A 16,271-nucleotide genomic window follows, 5' to 3' on the forward strand; every position below is an offset into this window, starting at 1 on the left:
ATCCATGCGCATCGACGCCATCCCGATCGGGAAAGATCCGCCGCGCGAGGTCAACGTCGTCATCGAAGTGCCGGTCGGCGGTGAGCCGATCAAGTACGAGCTCGACAAGGAAGCCGGCACGCTGTTCGTCGACCGCTTCCTCTATACGGCGATGCGCTACCCCGGCAATTACGGCTTCATCCCGCACACGCTGTCGAACGACGGCGACCCTTGCGACGTGCTGGTGGCCAACACCCGCGCGATCGTGCCGGGCGCGGTGATGAGCGTGCGCCCGGTCGGCGTGCTGCTGATGGAGGACGAGGCCGGCGGCGACGAGAAGATCATCGCGGTGCCGTCCTCGAAGCTGACCCAGCGCTACGACAAGGTCCGCACCTACAGCGACCTGCCCGACATCACGCTGCAGCAGATCCAGCACTTCTACGAGCACTACAAGGATCTCGAGCCCGGCAAATGGGTCAAGGTGCTGCGCTGGGGCAATGCCGACGACGCCCACCAGCTGATCGCCGAGGGCATTGCCCGCGCCAAGGCCGCGAAGAAGTGACCGTGGGAGCGTTGGCTTCAACGCTCACAACGTCATTCCGGGATGCGCGAAGCGCAGACCCGGAATCTCGAAAGTCCGGGTTCAGCCGCTTTGCGGCTGCCCGGGGAATGACGCTCGCTAAACCGCCGGCTTCGGCAGCCCGGCAATGGCGCAGGCGGCGCGCAGCGTGTTCACCAGCAGGCAGGCCACGGTCATCTGGCCGACGCCGCCCGGCACCGGCGTGATCGCGCCGGCGACCTCCGACACCTCTGCATAGGCGACATCGCCGACCAGCCGCGTCTTGCCCTCGGCCGTCGGGATGCGGTTGATGCCGACGTCGATCACGGTCGCGCCCGGCTTGATCCAGTCGCGCTTCACCATCTCCGGGCGGCCGACGGCGGCGTAGACCAGATCGGCGCGCGCGGTCAGCGCCGGCAGGTCGCGCGAACGGGAATGCGCGATGGTCACCGTGGCGTTCTCGTTGAGCAGCAACTGCACCAGCGGACGGCCGACCAGGTTGGAGCGGCCGATCACGATCGCGTTCAGGCCCTCCAGCGAGGCGTGAATGGTCTTGCTGAGGATGATGCAGCCGAGCGGCGTGCATGGCGCCAGCGCCGGCTGCCCGCCGGCGAGGCGGCCGGCATTGTGCGGATGCAGCCCGTCGACGTCCTTCGCCGGATCGATCGCATTGATCACGACCTCGCTCTCCAGCCCCTTCGGCAGCGGCAGCTGCACCAGGATGCCGTGCACGGCGGGATCGCGGTTGAGCTTGCCGATCAAGGCCAGCAGCGCGTCCTGCGACACGTCGGCCGGCAGTCTGTGCTCGAACGAGGCCATGCCGGCCGCCTGGGTCTGGGTGTGCTTGCTGCGGACATAGACCTCGGACGCCGGGTCGTTGCCGACCAGCACCACGGCCAGCCCTGGCGTCAGGCCATGTTCGCGCTTGACCCGCTCGACCTCACGGGCGACTTGCGCGCGCAGATCCGCCGCAATCACTTTTCCATCGATGATGCGCGCCGTCATGTCTGCTCTCTGCCTCGTCGTTCGCCGCTGGTCGCACGAGCGCGGCCCGCTCTAGGATTTCCCGGTCGGCTTATGGGCTGCAATGAGGTCGCGCAAGGCCTGATCGAGCCGGGCGGGATCGCCATCGATGGCAACCTGCTTCAGCCGCGAGGTGGTGCCCGAGGTGATTCGCACCGAGGCCTTGGTGACGCCGATCGCCTTGGCGAGCAGCTCGGTCACCGCGCGATTCGCCTCGCCGCCATCGGCGATGGCCCGGACGCGGACCTTGAGCACGCTGCGGCCGTCGGACAGCGTTTCGACGCCGTCAATCGCGTCGCGGCCGCCGCGCGGCGTGACGCGCAGCGCGACGGTGAGACCGTCAGCGGCGGCGCGCCAGGGCTCCATGGCGGGCGGCCAGGCCGATCAGAACACGAATGGATAGATGTAGTAGGTGATCACGCGCTGGATCAGCATGATGATGAGGATCAGGATGATCGGCGAGATGTCGAGGCCGCCGAGATTGGGCAGCATGCGGCGGATCGGCGCCAGCACCGGCTCGGTGATTCGGTACAGGAACTCGGCCACGGCGGAGACGAACTGATTGCGCGTGTTGACGACGTTGAACGCGATCAGCCACGACAGAATCGCCGAGGCGATCAGCAGCCAGACATAGAGGTCGAGAACGATCAGAACGATGTCGAGAACGGCACGCATGCGGGTCCACTCGGGGGCGAGGTCGCGAATTCGACCTGTGACGACCGCTAGATATCGGTTCCCCCCGGCGCAAACAAGGGAAGCTGCCCGTCAAGGCTAACGGGTGATGTGACCGTTCTTGACTTGACCTCGGCACCCACTGTAAATGGCGCCCGATCTGCCGGCCGCCTTTTCCCAACATCGAAGCGGTCGTGTTACGGGGCCATAGCTCAGCTGGGAGAGCGCGTCGTTCGCAATGACGAGGTCGGCGGTTCGATCCCGCCTGGCTCCACCAACCTTCGCTCGCTTCGCGAGCTTCGGCTCGGCAAGCCGATTTCGACAATTCGATAGCGAAGGTTGCCGCGCCATAGCCCGAAGGGCGGCGGCGGGCCGTCGTCCGCAGCCGCGCAAGTAGCCTGAAGGGCGAAGCCGGGCTGTTTCAGCATCGCCCAAGCCAATCCGCTCAAATCACCGGTCCTACTCCGCAGCCTCCGCCATCGCTGCCACCGGCTCGCGTGCCAGCCAGCCATCCAGAAAATGCGCCAGCCAGGCCCGCTCGGCGGCGTCATGCACGGCACGGCCCTCGAAATGATGGTGGCGCAGGCGGGCGCCGGGCGTGTCCAGCCGGGCATGGCCGCGGGTGGTCCAGCGGCACATCATCGCGTAGGTCACGTCGGGGTGGAACTGCAGCCCAGTGGCGTTCTGGTATTGATAGGCCTGGACCGGAAAATCGCCGCCCTCGGCGAGCAGCTCGGCGCCGTCGGGCAGGTCGAAGCCTTCGCGGTGCCAATGATAGACATGGTCGGGCCAATGCGGGCACAGCTTGCGTCCGGCCCGGGTCGGGCGAATCGGATAATAGCCGATCTCGGCGCGCCCCTGCGGATGCGGCGCCACCTCGGCGCCGAGCTGGATCGCCAGCATCTGCGCGCCCAGGCAGATCCCGAGAAACGGACGCTGCTCCCGCAGCGGCACCTCGATCCAGTCGATCTCGCGGCGGACGAAATCGTCCGGGTCGTTCGCGCTCATCGGACCGCCGAAAATAACGGCACCCGAATGCCCATCGAGCGTCTCCGGCAGCGGATCGCCGAACCGCGGCCGGCGGATGTCGAGCGGATAGCCGCGGGCGCGCAGCGCATTGCCGACCCGGCCGGGGCTCGAGGTTTCCTGGTGCAGGATGATGAGGACCGGCCGATGCGGCGCAGCCGCCATGGCCGGCTTCGGATGGAGCTGCCGAACGTCCGCCTGGGGCCCGTTCGGATGGAACGAAGGGTCTTGCCTGAGCATCACCTGGCGATCATAGCTAAGCAAAGGTTAACGGCGCGTGAGCGAGCGCACATTGCAAAGCAATGGGCCGGGCCAGCGCGATCAGCTCCGCTTCAATTGCAGCCGCCCGACCGCATCGAGGATGAAGCCCCGCGGGAACCAGCGCAGCAGGAACGGTACGATCTTGATGCCGAGCCCGGGCAGCACCACGCGCTTGTCGGCCATCAGGCCGCGGTAGCCGGCCTCTGCCACCGCCTTGGGCGAGACGTTGAGGATCACCGAATCCACGCCCGGTTTGAACCCGGCGCGATCCTGGAATTCCGACGGCACCGGACCGGGGCACAGCACGGTGACCCGGACGCCATGCGGCGCCATCTCCTTGCGCAGCGCCTCGGTGAACGAGATCACATAGGCCTTGGAGGCGTAATAGACCGCCATGCCGGGCCCCGGCAGGAACCCGGCCACCGAGCCCAGATTGAGAATGCCGCCCTTGTTGCGGATCAACTGCTCGGAAAAGCGCAGCGACAGCTCGGTCAGGGCGCGGACATTCACCGAGATCATGTCCAGCTGCTCGGCGCGGTCGAGCTGCACCGCCTTGCCGAACAGGCCGAAGCCGGCATTGTTGACCAGATATTCCAGCTCCACGCCGGCGGCGGCCAGCGCGGCCTCGATGGTCGCCCCGGCGTCGGCGGAGGTGAGATCACAGGGGATCACCAGCGGCGCCGGGCCGCCTTTGGCCGCGATCTCCTGCGCCAGCGCGGCGAGCCGGTCTTCGCGCCGGGCCGTCAATGCGAGCCGGTGCCCGTTCGCGGCAAACACGCGCGCCAATTCGCTGCCGATCCCGGCCGACGCACCCGTTACCAGCGTGACACGTTCACCCACAATCCTGCTCTTCGATCACAATCCACACATCATCCAATAGCGGCGGACGAGAGCATAGGCGGACGGGAACATGCAAGACGCCGCGATCGGCAGTCCTGCACCAGATTGCAGTAATAGTTTCGGATTCACATAGGTTTACATGCAGGGGCGAGGTCCGGAACAAAATTAAAGTTTGTTCATCTCCGGATCACGCCGGTTCCGGCCGAGACAGAGCGGTTCACGCGGGAGCGCCGGACTTGCGCGCCGCGACCCGGTGCTTGATGTCGATGCGGTCATGCGTGGAGATGCCGAGCAGCTCCGAGGCGCGCCAGACCACATTGTCCTCGAACTCGGTCACCTTGCCGTCGGCGAACACCAGCTCCCACATCATCTCGACGATGCGCAGGCGGCCGGCTTCATCGACCTCGCGCATGATCACGCTGGTGAAGCGATAGAGATCGACCGCTTCGCCCTCGGCCAGCATGGCCTGGGCGATCAGCCGGTCGGCGGAGCCGTGGTCGAGCCCGAAGCGCAGCTCGATCAGGCCGTGCAGCTTGCGCCGCTCGATCTCGCTCGGCTCGCCGTCCAGCGAGATCACGTGGATCAGCAGCGCGGTTGCCGCCAGCTGATAGCCGTTGTCGTCGAAGGCCGGGGTTTCGTGCGGCGAAACCACGTCGGCGATGAATTGGCGCAGTCCTTCGAGCATGGCGTCCTTCGCTGTTGGATCCCTTGGCGGCCGCAAGCCGGTCGGCAACTGCTCATTATATGCAAATGCCACGCGCCGCCGGCAATCCGCCGCGGCCTGCGCAGCGCATGACATTTCGGTAAGGCCTCAGGGGATTTCGTACACCATCATCCGGTCGGCGATGCCGCGCAGCGCCGCGTGCTTCTGGATCGGCGCGATCTTTGCGCTGCGCAGGATGTCGGCGACGCCCGGGCTCTCGATCACCGGCGCGGTGAGGTGGATCTCCTGCGCGGTCGACAGGCTCTGCACGCGGGCGGCGATGTTGACGGTCTGGCCGAAATAGTCCTGGCGGTCGTTCAGCATCACCGCGAGGCACGGCCCCTCATGGATGCCGATCTTGACCACGAGGTCCTCGGTGCCCCGCTCGGCGTTCAGCCGCTGCATCGCCGCGCGCATGCGCAGGCCCGCGGCGAGCGCATGCTCGGGCTTGATGAAGGTCGCCATCACGGCGTCGCCGATCGTCTTCACCACCGCGCCCTTCTCGGCGTTGATGATCTCCAGCAGCGCGCGGAAATGGGCGCGCACCAGGTCGAACGCCGCGAGGTCGCCGACGCGTTCGTACAGCGCGGTCGAGCTCTTGAGGTCGGTGAACAGGAAGGTCAGCGAGGTGATCTTCAGCCGCTGGTCGATGTTGAGATTGTCGGCCTTGAACACGTCGCGGAAGGTCTGGTTGGACAGGATGCGCTTGGCGGTCAGGAACGGCCGGCGCTTGCCGAGGAGATGGTGGAGCGCATCGCCGGCGATGAACACCGTCGGCAGCGTCCGTACGCCGGCCTGATTGTCGAGCGCCAGCCGCAGCGGGCCTGGACGCAAGGTGACCGAACCGGTCGGAGGATGCGTCTTGTTGAACAGCAGCCCGAGTTGCTGGCGCTCCCTGGTCGGCTCGCCCTGAACGTCGATGAAATGCGCAGAATGCGTCACCGGCTCGAAGATGATGATGAAATCCGACGGGAGCTGCAGCGATAGCACCGCCTTCTCGCCGGCCGGCAGCTCGAGGGCATCGAGGATCACTTGCTCGCTCAGCGAAGCAAAGGACTCCCGGTCGAGGTCGATGCCGGAGCTCCAGAAGATCTGCTTGTAATACTCCCAGAGCGTCAGCGTGTTGGGATCGTGGGCTGCGATGCGCCTGACCTTGGAGGTCACGGTGAAGGCAACCTCGACCTGCTCGTCGACGGAGGGCTCGTAGCCGCACGCGCATAATCCGCAATGGTAATCGTCATGGCGGAGGGATTTCAGCGTGGCGTGCGCATCGAGCACGCCGCTGCAGCCGGGACACAGGACGTTCCAGGTGAGATCGAACAAGCCGATCCGTGCCGCATGGAGGAAGCCGGAGATGACCTGCTCCTCGTCGAGACCTGCGCGCGCGGAGAACTCGAGGGCGTTGATACGGTTGAGCTCGTGATCTTCGCCCGACTCGATCAGCCGTATGATCGCGTCGGCGACGGCCGGATGGGCGGTCTGCTTCAGAACCGAAAGCTGGGCCTGGATGTCGCTCATGCCCGGCTAAGATGGGACTTGGCAAACCCGCAAGCAAGTGCCGAGCGTGGCTGCCGCGTGGCGGTCAGACCTCCATCCTGGGCGTGATCTTGAACAGCGGCGACCGGTCCGGCTGCGTCGTCACCACGCCCACCGGCAGCACCGGCGCGCGGTCGACGAGCTCGATCCTGAAGGCGCCGACCAGCCGCGCCAGCGCCAGCACGGCTTCGACGAGCGCGAAATGCGCCCCGATGCAGACCCGCGCGCCGGCCCCGAACGGCAGATAGGCGAAGCGCTCCGGCGGCGGCGCGCCCGGCACGAATCGCTCGGGCTTGAAGGCGTTGGGGGCATCCCACAGCTTCTCGTGCCGGTGCAGCAGCCACGGCGAGATCAGCACGACGTCGCCGCGCTTCACGGGGAACGCGGCGATCCGGTCCGGGCCGCTGGCCGCGCGCGCGATCAGGAACGCGGGCGGATAGAGCCGCAATGTCTCGTCCAGCACGGCGCGCGTGAACGGCAGTTGATCGGGGTCGCTGAGATCGGTCGCGGCGCGCGCCTCCTGCGCCAGCCTGTCCTGATTGGCTGGATCGAGCGCGATCAGATACAGCGCCCAGAACAGTGCCGTTGCCGTGGTCTCATGGCCGGCGAGGATCATGGTCGCGACCTCGTCGGCGAGTTGTGCGTCGGTGAACGCCGCGCCGGTCTCGGGATCGCGTGCCGCGCCCATCAGGTCGAACAGGTCGCGCGGCGGCGCGTCCTCCAGCTTGCCGGCGGCGCGGCGCTCCGCCATCAGCATGGCGACGAAGGCGGTCCAGCGCTTGCGGAACCGCCGGCGCGCGACATCGCGCGGTGTCGGCCAGGACAGCGGCAGCACGATGTCGAGCAGATGCGGGCTGGCCAGCCGCGCGCCATATTCGTAGACGAAATCGCGCAGGGTGGCGCCGTGGCGGCCCATCTCGAACGAGAACATCGTGCGGCCGGCGATGTCGAGCGTCATGCGCTGCATGATCTCGCGCAGGTCGAGCGGCTGCCCGCACTGCTGCCTCAGCCTGGCGACGGTCTCGTCGCTCACCGCGACCATGTGCGGGATGAGGCCGGAAACGGCGCGCGGCGTGAAAGCCGGCGCGAGCGTCCGGCGCTGGTGCTTCCACGCCTTGCCTTCGGCGATCAGCAGCCCCTCGCCGAGCACCGGACGCAGCACGCGGATGGCGCCGACGGTGCGGCCGTAGTTCTCCCAATTGTCGACCAGCACATGCTTGATCGTATCGGGCGTATTGAGAATGTAGCTGGAGCTGCCGAAGAAGCGGCCGCGAATGATGTCGTCCTCATAGGCGCGCTGGCTCCAGGTCGCGATCGCGTTGTCGCCCATCATCAGCACGCGGCGCAGCGCGCCCATGCTGTCCGGCGCCCGCGGCGGTGTTGGCGGTATCAGCGGCAATCGTGCCTGCGGCAGATAATGGACGTCGGCGGTACTCATTCACGGCCTCTCGACGCTGTCACGAGCCTGGAACCATCGATCGGCTGCATTGCGACCAACCGAGCCCCCGGCTGCAGGCCGCGCCGGGCCGCCGCGCAAGGACGGTCTTCTGCCAGAGGTAACGCTGTCATCTCGCTCGCAACGCGAGAGGGAGAGCGCGATTCCGCGCTCTTCGAGGATGTGATGTACCATCATACTCCGGCAACTAATTAGTCAGCTCGATCATTGCAATCCTGCTCTCCGATGCTGGCCAAAGACGGGCGGCGATGCGTTCCTCGTTGAACAGTCCGGTGACGCTGCGTCCGACGTCGCCCGCCGGCAGCCGCAATGTCGTTGCGGCATCGGTCGGTATTCCCTTCTGTATGTCGGCAGGTTCCTTGCCGTCGAGCAGCACGATGTCGCGGGGCAGGCCGAAATAGCCGCGCGGCCTGATCATGATGAGGATCGCTCCAGCGCCGGCATCGGCCTTGCCGAGCGGCCGCGCCGCGCGCAGATGCACGACGTCGGACGAACGCGGGAATGGCGAGCGGTAGAAATGCGTGATCGGCGCGCCCGGCGAAGTCAGCACGATCTCGAGATAGGACGTCGGATCGACCTCCGCGGGACCCCAGCGTCCGTCGGCGCCGGTCTGGCCGCGATACACCGGCTCGCCATTGCGTGCGCCGGTCTCGCTCGAGACGCGATAGACCTCCACGCTTGCGCCCGCCACCGGGCGATTGGTCGGCGCGCCGCCCGGCGTTGCCGTCACCAGGCCGCTGATCCGCACCTGCGGCTCGGGCTGGATCGCGATCTGCGTCGGCTCACGGCCGGCGATGAATTTGTAGATCTCGCGGAACGCGCGCGGGTGGAACGCCACCTCGCGATGGTCGAGCGCGCCGATCACGAGATTGGTCGCGCCCTTCAGTGCCGGCCCCTCGGCCGTGATGCCGGTGGGGACACCGGGCTTGCCGACCAGGCGGCCGTCAGCCTGGGCATATTTGTCGAGGCCATCGCTGCGCAGCGTCAGGAAGGCGGTGCCCTCGGTCACCTCGCTGTCGCCGGCATTCAGTCCGCGCAGGAACGGGCCGCGGCCGTTGAACTCGCTGCCGGGACTGTCCTCCCAATCGAACACGCCATGATTGGGCGTGCCGCACAGCACGGCATGGCTGACATCGGCGCCGCCGCCGTTCTTCACCACGTTGCGGATCGCGTTGCCGCCGCGCGAGCTGCCGACCAATGCGATGCGCGCCGCGCCCGTGCGCTCCTTGAGGGCCTTGATCGCTTCGGTCAGCTCGCGGCGCTGATCCTCGGTCGACGAGCGGCTCGGCTGCGCCACGGAATCGTCGTTGCGCGCCAGCGGGTCGGTGAAGTCCAGCGCAGCGAGGCGCGTGCGCGGCACGCCGTCGGATTCCATCCGCCACAGCGTGGTCATCCATAGCGCCGCGTGATCGCCATTGCCGTGGACGAACAGCACAGGCGGCATCTCGCCGGCCGCGGCTGCCGCCGTTTGCGCGCGCGCTGGTAAGGTCAGGCCGCTCGTGAGCAGGGGCAAGGTTCCCATGCTCTTCAAAATGGTGCGGCGCGTCAGATTCATCGGCGGTCTCCCTCTGGTCTTGTTCATGTCGTGTTCGTTGGCCGCGGTCCCTGATGCGAGCGCTCTGGGCACTGGACAGCGGCAGACATTCGCAGGCATCACATAGATCCGGCCGGAATCAAGCGATAGTTCGATGCGATCTTATCGGAGGCGACCTGGCGACGTGGACGGACCCGCATGAATGCGCCGCAGAAACGTGAGCTGTTCGCGGCCGAGAGCATCGCCGCGCCGCTCCGGCACGCGGTGTTCCGCCGCATCTGGCTGGCGAGCCTGCTGTCGAACCTGGGCCTGCTGATCCAGGCGGTCGGCGCCGCCTGGGCGATGACGCAGATGACGTCGTCGGCCGACAAGGTGGCGCTGGTGCAGACCGCCCTGATGCTGCCGGTGATGTTCATCTCGATGCCCGCCGGCGCGATCGCCGACATGTACGACCGGCGCATCGTCGCGCTGGTCGCGCTCGCGGTGGCGCTCGGCGGCGCCACCACCCTGACGGTGCTGGCATGGTACGGGCTGGTGACGCCCGAGCGCCTGCTGGCGCTGTGCTTCGTCATCGGCAGCGGCATGGCGCTGATGGGGCCGGCCTGGCAATCCTCGGTCAGCGAACAGGTGCCGCCGGAGACGCTGCCGGCCGCGGTCGCGCTGAACGGCATCAGCTACAACATCGCGCGCAGCTTCGGACCTGCGATCGGCGGCGTCGTGGTCGCGGCCGCCGGCGCGGTCGCGGCGTTCGCGGCCAATGCGCTGCTGTATCTGCCGCTGCTCGCGGCGCTGTTCCTGTGGCGGCGCGTGGTGGAGCCGAGCCGGCTGCCGCGCGAGCCGCTCAACCGTGCCATTGTCTCCGGCGTCCGCTACATCGTCCATTCGCCGTCGATCCGGATCGTGCTGATCCGCACGCTGGTCACCGGCATCATCGGCGGCTCGATCTCGGCGCTGATGCCGCTGGTCGCGCGCGACCTGCTGCATGGCGGCGCGCAGACCTACGGCATCATGCTCGGCGCCTTCGGCATGGGCGCGGTGGTCGGCGCGCTCAACATCGGCGAGATCAGGAAGCGGCTGTCGGGCGAGGCCGCGATCCGCACCTGCGCGCTCACCTTGGGCGCGGCCACCGCGGCCGTCGCGCTCAGCACCGCGCCGGTGCTGACGGCGGCGGCGCTCGTCATCGCCGGCGCGGTGTGGATGCTCGCGGTGGCGCTGTTCAACATCGGCGTGCAGTTGTCGGCGCCGCGCTGGGTCGCGGGCCGCGCGCTCGCGGCATTCCAGGCGGCGATCTCCGGCGGCATCGCGATCGGCAGTTGGGGCTGGGGACGTCTCACCGACGCCGCCGGCGTCGAGGTCGCGCTGCTGGCGTCGGGAGCGCTGATGATGGTGTCGCCGCTGCTCGGCCTGTGGCTGCGGATGCCGCCGATCGGCGCCCGCAACGAGGACGGTGAGACCCTGGCCGATCCCGAGGTGCAGCTCGAGCTGACGCCGCGCTCCGGTCCGCTGGTGGTCGAGATCGAGTACCGCGTTGCCGAGGACAATGCCCGCGCCTTCCACGACCTGATGCAGGACGTCCAGCTCAGCCGCCAGCGCAACGGCGCCTATGGCTGGTCGATCGCGCGCGACATCGCCGATCCCGAGCTCTGGACCGAGCGCTATCACTGTCCGACCTGGATCGACTATCTGCGCCAGCGCAACCGCTCGACCCGCGCCGAGCGCGAGCTGCACAAGCGCGCGATCGATTTCCACATCGGGGCCGACCCGGTGCGCATCCGCCGCATGCTGGAGCGGCCATTCGGCTCGGTCCGCGCCAAGGAGGATGTCGACCGCACCGCCGAGCAGGCGCCCGCCGTTGCGACGGGTGCCCGCAGCGGGCCTTAGAACGGCGAGGGCAAGCGTAGCCTTCGCAAGGTATGCGCTCTTTAGGATGCTGCTCTCAGCTGCAATCAAGAAACCCGCTACTGCACCTTGATCACGACCTTGCCCTTTGCACGGCCGGTCTCGACATAGGCTAGCGCCTCGGGCGTCTGGGTGAAGGGGAATATCCTGTCGACGACGGGGCGAATCGCGCCGCTATCGATCAACCCGGCGATCTGCTCGAGTTGCCGGCCATCGGCGTGCATGAACAGGAATGAATAGTCAACGCCGAGGCTCTTTGCCCTCTTGCGCACGCTGCGGCTCAACAGCCGGATAACAAGCTTCAGAACGGCGTTCAGCCCGAGAGCCGTGGCAAAGGCCGGGTCGGGCGGCCCCGAAATCGAGACGAGGCGGCCGCCCTGCTTCAGGACGTTCAGCGATTTCGCAAGCGTCTTCGGATCCTGGCTGTGCAGCACGACGTCGTAGCCCGAGAGAACTTTCTCGAAGTCCTGGGTCGTGTAGTCGATCACCACATCGGCGCCGAGGCTGTTGACGAGGGCGGCGTTCTTCGCACTCGTCGTCGTCGCGACCGTCGCCCCCAGATGCTTGGCAAGCTGGATCGCGATCGTACCGACGCCTCCGGAACCCGCCTGAATGAAGACCCTCTGGCCGGGCTTCACCTTTGCGACATCGACCAGAGCCTGCCACGCCGTCAGCGCAACCAGCGGCACGGACGACGCCTCTTCCATCGTCAGTGTGCGGGGCTTGAGTGCGATATCGTCTTGGTGGATGGCGATGAATTCCGCGAAGGTGCCAATGCGGTGATCTCTTGGCCGGGCATAGATCTCGTCGCCGACCCTGAAGCGGCTGACACCATCGCCGACCTTGACGACGGTCCCGGCGACGTCGTGACCGAGCACAAAGGGCGGACGGTAGGGCAGGAAGATCTTGAACTCGCCGTCCCTGACCTTCGAGTCGATCAGGTTCACGGCCGAGGCATGAACGCGAATGAGGACGTCGGCGTTCTGGACCTGCGGATCGGGCCGTTCGACGAGCCGTAGCGGGCCCTTCTTCTTGTACTTCTCGACGACGTAGGCTTTCACTGGGGCTCTCCGGTCTGTGGTCCTTGTCTGGCAAGGTTCGGCTTCCGCCGTGCGATCTGCACAAATTCAGGTGTGGTCGAGGCTGATGGCGCCGCGCGTGACGTCATCCGAACGCGCACGAAGCGCGCATCGGGGGTTCATTCAGGCTTAGGAAGCTGATGCGCGCGAAGGCCAGCCAAGATGCGGATCGCGAGTTTTCCGCTCTGCAAGATGCCACTCGACGCCTCTTTGTCGACTGCGCGTGCCAGCTGGAGCGTCCCGATCAGGGTCGCAAAGATCGCGCATGCCACATCTTCCCTCGCTTCAACATGGGCCGGAAGTGCTTCTGCGAGCTGCATCACGAGGGCGCGGGACTGTCTGGCATACATGCCGCGCGTCTCTTCCGGCTGCCGCGCAAGCTCCGGTAACAGCGCCGCGGAGGCGCAGCCCTGTCCCGGATGGTCCCGGTGTTCGGGGGAAAGATAGATGTCGATCAAGCGATCGAGTCCCCCTTCGTCAAGCACCTTGCGCAGCCATACGGCCTGCCTGCCGAGGGAGTCGGAGATCGTCTCGCGGACGAGATCGGCCTTCGAAGGGAAGTGGGGATAGAAGGCGCCGTTCGTCAGGCCGGCATCCTTCATGATCGTCGCCAGACCGGAGCCCGCAATTCCATCCGTGCGGAAGCGCTCGACAGCGACGTCCATGATCCTGCGACGCGACGTGTCTTTTCGGCCCTTTTCGTATCGCATGACGCCTTCGTCCGCATCCCTATTGCATTATGATCATAATATCACTAAACGAGCATAATGCAATCTGTCTCTGACGCGAAGTCCGAGATTACGTGAGGAAAACACATGGCCGCCGTAAGAACTGCAATCGTGACCGGGGCATCCTCCGGCATCGGCTACGCTACCGCCGAAGGTCTTGCCCACGCGGGCTTCACCGTGTTCGGAACGAGCCGGAAAATCGCCAATGACGGCCCCAAGGGGGTCACGATGCTGGCATGCGACGTCACCGACGAGGCGTCCGTCTCGACGCTGGTCGCGGACGTCGTCTCGCGGGCGGGGAGGATCGATCTCCTCGTCAACAATGCCGGCATCGGCATGTTCGGCGGTGCGGAGGAGTCCTCGATCCCGCAGTCGCAGGCGCTCTTCGACGTCAATGTTTTCGGCGTCATGCGGATGACGAATGCCGTTCTGCCGACGATGAAACGCCAAGGCGGCGGCCGCATTCTCAACATCGGCTCCATCCTCGGCGTTATCCCGGCGCCGTACTCGGCGCATTACTCGGCTGCCAAGCATGCGATCGAGGGCTATTCGGAATCGCTCGACCATGAGGTCCGGGCCTTCAATGTCCGCGTTTCCGTCATCGAGCCGGCCTATGTCCGCACCATTTTCGATCAGAACGGCATGGAGCCCGACCAGCAGAAGGCCGAATACGATCAGGCGCGCACGGCTGTCGCGGCGCTGCTGCGGGATGTCATGCCCAAGGCCGACCTGCCGGATGTCGTCGTGAAGGTGATCATCAAGGCGGCGAGCGATGAGGTCCCGCGCCGGCGCTACACCGCAGGCAATGCGGCGCGCATGGTCAGTCTGCTGCGCCGGTTCGCAACCGCCGGACTATTCGACAAGACCCTGCGCAAGCAGTTCCGCCTCGCGTAGTCAGACGCTTCCGACCGCCTTCGGGCGGGCCGCACCAGTTCGCGAAAATTGCTGTCCGTGCTGCGGGACGGACCTTACTGCCCGTGCTCGGTCAGCACCTTGTCGCAGGCCTTGGACAGCTTGGCGCGGTGTTCCTTGAGACAGGCCAGCACCGCCTGGTCGCCGTTGTTCATCACGGCGCGGCAATGCCGTGACACGTCGCGCGCGCACGCGTCCTGACCGGGCTGCTGCTGGGCCGAGGCGGTCGACGCGATCAGCACCAGGGGGATGATCAGTGTGAGTTTGTTCATGACTGGCGCCTCGCTCCCGGCATTGAAGGTTTGGCGGCGCTTTTAGTGCTCACAACCGGGCCTCGCAAGCGCCCCGGTCGCAGCCGGGGCGCGCAGGCGGGAGCCGGAAGCGTTCTCAATTGGCGTCGCCCGCCTCGGCGACCTTGCCGTTGCGCCTGGACAGCTCGCGGTCGAGCACGACGCGGCAGCCGGAGCTCAGCGACGAGCGGTTCTTGATCATGCAGGCGGTGATCGCCGGGATGTTGGGGATCTCGCTGCTGCACAGCCGGAAGGCGTCGCCGGTGCACATCTGCTGCGCCTCGGCGCTGAAGGCGAAGCTCGCGGTCGATGACAAGGTCGAGACGGCGGCAAGGCTGACGACCGTCAGAACGGCCTTGCGCAGCAGATTGGTCGAATTCGTCATGGCTGGCTCCCATTGGCGCCGCATTTCGCGGGCCGCGTTTTCAATGCGCCCATCATGGTCCGATCCCGCTCGAGCAACCGTGATGCCGGTCACGCCAGATCTGGCGGCTCAACCCTGCCCGGCAGGTTCGGCAGGCCGATGGCCGCGGCGACATGTCGCTCCGGTCAACTGCCGATCTCGCGCCGGCATCATCCTGGAAATCTTGGCTGATCCTGCCCGTGTTGGCACCGCGTTAAGGATTCGTTGGCACTAATGGAAGCTAATCGAAGCAGGCGGACAGCGTTGCGTCCGCCATCGAGTGTCTCGCGTTTTCGGGAAGAGTAACCATGCGTCATGCGTTAGGCTTGCTGCTGGCCACCGTCGTCGCGGCGTTGGCGATCACCGGTGTCTGGTACTACGTATCGAAGCCCAGCGCCGCCAAGGCCGCCGCGCAGAGCGCAGCGGCGAAGCCGTCCGAGCCGGCGTCGCCTCCGGCGCGCGTTGCCGCCAAGGCCAGCGCGAAGGATGATGTCGAGACCACCGGCACCATTCCCACGCGCACGGCCGCAAGCGTGCCGGCGCCGGTGCAGCCCAGATCGACCTGCGCCAATCTGGACGCGCTCGGCATCTCCCGCACCGTCATGGTCGACACCACCGGTGGCCCCGGCTTCGGCCTCGACCACTTCAAGCAGTTCGACTTCCTCGCCGACCGCGAGGTGGTGCTGACCTTCGATGACGGCCCGTGGCCGGTCAACACGCCGGCGGTGCTGAAGGCGCTGGCCGACGAATGCACCACCGGCATCTTCTTCTCGATCGGCAAGCACGCGACCTATCATCCGGAGATCCTGCGTCAGGTGCTGGCCGCCGGTCACGTCGTCGGCGTTCATACCTGGTCGCACGCCAACCTGAACGGCAAGAAGATGACCGACGAGACCGCCAAGGAGGAGCTCGAGAAGGGTTTCAGCGCGGTGAAATTTGCGCTCGGCACCAACCCGGCGCCGTTCTTCCGCTTCCCGCAGCTGCAGCACCGGCCGTCGGCGGTGGCCTATCTCGGCAGCCGCAACATCGCGATGTTCTCCTGCGACGTCGACAGCTTCGACTTCCGTTCCAAGGATGCCGACCAGGTCGTCAACACCGTGATGACCGGGCTCGACAAGAAGGGCAAGGGCATCATCCTGATGCACGACTTCCAGAAGAACACCGCGCTGGCGCTGCCGACGCTGCTGCGGCGACTCAAGGCTGGCGGCTACAAGGTGGTCGCGATGAAGCCGAAGGGCACGCTCGACACGCTGCCGGAATATGACGCGATGATCGGCCAGGATCCGAAGCTGCCGACCACGATGACCAATGCGCGGCCGATCTCGAGCGTGATCCAGACCATCTCGCAGTGATGGCTGCATGACCTCTGCG

The 16,271-nt window shown here is 66.5% G+C and carries 17 protein-coding genes and 1 tRNA gene; 5 read left to right on the forward strand and 13 right to left on the reverse strand.

All coding sequences use genetic code 11. The annotated features are described in order from the left end of the window. The first annotated feature begins 4 nt into the window (after positions 1-4). On the forward strand, positions 5-541 hold the full coding sequence (gene ppa, locus ACQR10_RS02680) for an inorganic diphosphatase (RefSeq protein WP_011923519.1): 537 nt from the start codon (positions 5-7) through the stop codon (positions 539-541). Positions 542-658: 117 nt separating this feature from the next. Here the strand turns inward: ppa and folD are convergent, their stop codons facing one another. Genes folD through ACQR10_RS02695 form a run of 3 tightly spaced genes read right to left on the reverse strand, consistent with a single transcriptional unit; the run spans position 659 to position 2,236 of the window. Beyond that, on the reverse strand, positions 659-1,543 hold the full coding sequence (gene folD, locus ACQR10_RS02685) for a bifunctional methylenetetrahydrofolate dehydrogenase/methenyltetrahydrofolate cyclohydrolase FolD (protein WP_316215459.1): 885 nt from the start codon (positions 1,541-1,543) through the stop codon (positions 659-661). A gap of 51 nt (positions 1,544-1,594) precedes the next feature. Further along, positions 1,595-1,927: a DUF167 domain-containing protein gene (locus tag ACQR10_RS02690; RefSeq protein ID WP_316215460.1), complete on the reverse strand. Its 333-nt coding sequence runs from the start codon at positions 1,925-1,927 to the stop codon at positions 1,595-1,597. Positions 1,928-1,945: 18 nt separating this feature from the next. Further along, a complete protein-coding gene (locus tag ACQR10_RS02695; protein ID WP_315716734.1) occupies positions 1,946-2,236 on the reverse strand; it encodes a YggT family protein in 291 nt (96 codons plus the stop codon). 198 nt (positions 2,237-2,434) lie between these two features. Here ACQR10_RS02695 and ACQR10_RS02700 point away from each other — a divergent pair. Further along, a tRNA-Ala gene (locus ACQR10_RS02700) sits at positions 2,435-2,510 on the forward strand. A 182-nt stretch (positions 2,511-2,692) separates the two neighbouring features. Here ACQR10_RS02700 and ACQR10_RS02705 read toward each other — a convergent pair. The 6 genes from ACQR10_RS02705 to ACQR10_RS02730 all read right to left on the reverse strand — a co-directional run bounded on the left by ACQR10_RS02705 (position 2,693) and on the right by ACQR10_RS02730 (position 9,610). Then, positions 2,693-3,499, reverse strand: a complete 807-nt coding sequence (locus ACQR10_RS02705) for a glutamine amidotransferase (RefSeq protein ID WP_315800819.1) — start codon at positions 3,497-3,499, stop codon at positions 2,693-2,695. Between the two features lie 81 nt (positions 3,500-3,580). Further along, positions 3,581-4,360 carry an SDR family NAD(P)-dependent oxidoreductase gene (locus tag ACQR10_RS02710; RefSeq protein WP_315800818.1) on the reverse strand — a complete coding sequence of 260 codons (780 nt, stop codon included), beginning with the start codon at positions 4,358-4,360 and terminating at the stop codon, positions 3,581-3,583. Positions 4,361-4,577: 217 nt separating this feature from the next. Then, positions 4,578-5,045: a TerB family tellurite resistance protein gene (locus tag ACQR10_RS02715; protein WP_315800817.1), complete on the reverse strand. Its 468-nt coding sequence runs from the start codon at positions 5,043-5,045 to the stop codon at positions 4,578-4,580. Between the two features lie 126 nt (positions 5,046-5,171). After that, complete coding sequence (locus ACQR10_RS02720) at positions 5,172-6,581, reverse strand: adenylate/guanylate cyclase domain-containing protein (protein WP_316215461.1); 1,410 nt, start codon at positions 6,579-6,581, stop codon at positions 5,172-5,174. Between the two features lie 64 nt (positions 6,582-6,645). Next, positions 6,646-8,037 carry a cytochrome P450 gene (locus ACQR10_RS02725; protein ID WP_316215462.1) on the reverse strand — a complete coding sequence of 464 codons (1,392 nt, stop codon included), beginning with the start codon at positions 8,035-8,037 and terminating at the stop codon, positions 6,646-6,648. Positions 8,038-8,242: 205 nt separating this feature from the next. Beyond that, entirely contained in the window at positions 8,243-9,610 is a 1,368-nt protein-coding gene (locus ACQR10_RS02730; protein ID WP_316215463.1) for a hydrolase, read from the reverse strand. A gap of 177 nt (positions 9,611-9,787) precedes the next feature. Between ACQR10_RS02730 and ACQR10_RS02735 the strand changes: the two genes are divergently transcribed. Next, entirely contained in the window at positions 9,788-11,470 is a 1,683-nt protein-coding gene (locus ACQR10_RS02735; RefSeq protein WP_316215464.1) for an MFS transporter, read from the forward strand. A 77-nt stretch (positions 11,471-11,547) separates the two neighbouring features. Here the strand turns inward: ACQR10_RS02735 and ACQR10_RS02740 are convergent, their stop codons facing one another. Together ACQR10_RS02740 and ACQR10_RS02745 are read right to left on the reverse strand one after the other, a co-directional pair. Continuing rightward, positions 11,548-12,549, reverse strand: a complete 1,002-nt coding sequence (locus tag ACQR10_RS02740) for an NADP-dependent oxidoreductase (protein ID WP_316215465.1) — start codon at positions 12,547-12,549, stop codon at positions 11,548-11,550. Between the two features lie 137 nt (positions 12,550-12,686). Beyond that, on the reverse strand, positions 12,687-13,277 hold the full coding sequence (locus tag ACQR10_RS02745) for a TetR/AcrR family transcriptional regulator (RefSeq protein ID WP_316215466.1): 591 nt from the start codon (positions 13,275-13,277) through the stop codon (positions 12,687-12,689). A gap of 105 nt (positions 13,278-13,382) precedes the next feature. Between ACQR10_RS02745 and ACQR10_RS02750 the strand changes: the two genes are divergently transcribed. Continuing rightward, positions 13,383-14,189 carry an oxidoreductase gene (locus tag ACQR10_RS02750; RefSeq protein ID WP_316215467.1) on the forward strand — a complete coding sequence of 269 codons (807 nt, stop codon included), beginning with the start codon at positions 13,383-13,385 and terminating at the stop codon, positions 14,187-14,189. 74 nt (positions 14,190-14,263) lie between these two features. Here ACQR10_RS02750 and ACQR10_RS02755 read toward each other — a convergent pair whose 3' ends face one another. Beyond that, complete coding sequence (locus tag ACQR10_RS02755; RefSeq protein WP_315800812.1) at positions 14,264-14,479, reverse strand: cysteine rich repeat-containing protein; 216 nt, start codon at positions 14,477-14,479, stop codon at positions 14,264-14,266. 115 nt (positions 14,480-14,594) lie between these two features. Continuing rightward, positions 14,595-14,882 (reverse strand): hypothetical protein, encoded by a 288-nt coding sequence (locus ACQR10_RS02760; RefSeq protein ID WP_434848413.1) that lies wholly within the window; start codon positions 14,880-14,882, stop codon positions 14,595-14,597. 326 nt (positions 14,883-15,208) lie between these two features. Between ACQR10_RS02760 and ACQR10_RS02765 the strand changes: the two genes are divergently transcribed. Continuing rightward, complete coding sequence (locus tag ACQR10_RS02765; protein ID WP_434911775.1) at positions 15,209-16,252, forward strand: polysaccharide deacetylase family protein; 1,044 nt, start codon at positions 15,209-15,211, stop codon at positions 16,250-16,252. The last annotated feature ends 19 nt before the right edge of the window (positions 16,253-16,271 follow it).

Source organism: Bradyrhizobium sp. HKCCYLRH2060, assembly GCF_051168135.1.
Lineage (GTDB): Bacteria > Pseudomonadota > Alphaproteobacteria > Rhizobiales > Xanthobacteraceae > Bradyrhizobium.

Excerpts from the sequence above, each read along its gene's own strand:
- ppa (WP_011923519.1), top strand. The coding sequence starts at position 5 with ATGCGCATCGACGCCATCCCGATCGGGAAAGATCCGCCGCGCGAGGTC.
- folD (WP_316215459.1), bottom strand. The coding sequence starts at position 1,543 with ATGACGGCGCGCATCATCGATGGAAAAGTGATTGCGGCGGATCTGCGC.
- ACQR10_RS02690 (WP_316215460.1), bottom strand. The coding sequence starts at position 1,927 with ATGGAGCCCTGGCGCGCCGCCGCTGACGGTCTCACCGTCGCGCTGCGC.
- ACQR10_RS02695 (WP_315716734.1), bottom strand. The coding sequence starts at position 2,236 with ATGCGTGCCGTTCTCGACATCGTTCTGATCGTTCTCGACCTCTATGTC.
- ACQR10_RS02705 (WP_315800819.1), bottom strand. The coding sequence starts at position 3,499 with ATGCTCAGGCAAGACCCTTCGTTCCATCCGAACGGGCCCCAGGCGGAC.
- ACQR10_RS02715 (WP_315800817.1), bottom strand. The coding sequence starts at position 5,045 with ATGCTCGAAGGACTGCGCCAATTCATCGCCGACGTGGTTTCGCCGCAC.
- ACQR10_RS02720 (WP_316215461.1), bottom strand. The coding sequence starts at position 6,581 with ATGAGCGACATCCAGGCCCAGCTTTCGGTTCTGAAGCAGACCGCCCAT.
- ACQR10_RS02725 (WP_316215462.1), bottom strand. The coding sequence starts at position 8,037 with ATGAGTACCGCCGACGTCCATTATCTGCCGCAGGCACGATTGCCGCTG.
- ACQR10_RS02730 (WP_316215463.1), bottom strand. The coding sequence starts at position 9,610 with ATGAATCTGACGCGCCGCACCATTTTGAAGAGCATGGGAACCTTGCCC.
- ACQR10_RS02735 (WP_316215464.1), top strand. The coding sequence starts at position 9,788 with ATGAATGCGCCGCAGAAACGTGAGCTGTTCGCGGCCGAGAGCATCGCC.
- ACQR10_RS02745 (WP_316215466.1), bottom strand. The coding sequence starts at position 13,277 with ATGCGATACGAAAAGGGCCGAAAAGACACGTCGCGTCGCAGGATCATG.
- ACQR10_RS02750 (WP_316215467.1), top strand. The coding sequence starts at position 13,383 with ATGGCCGCCGTAAGAACTGCAATCGTGACCGGGGCATCCTCCGGCATC.
- ACQR10_RS02755 (WP_315800812.1), bottom strand. The coding sequence starts at position 14,479 with ATGAACAAACTCACACTGATCATCCCCCTGGTGCTGATCGCGTCGACC.
- ACQR10_RS02760 (WP_434848413.1), bottom strand. The coding sequence starts at position 14,882 with ATGACGAATTCGACCAATCTGCTGCGCAAGGCCGTTCTGACGGTCGTC.
- ACQR10_RS02765 (WP_434911775.1), top strand. The coding sequence starts at position 15,209 with ATGCGTCATGCGTTAGGCTTGCTGCTGGCCACCGTCGTCGCGGCGTTG.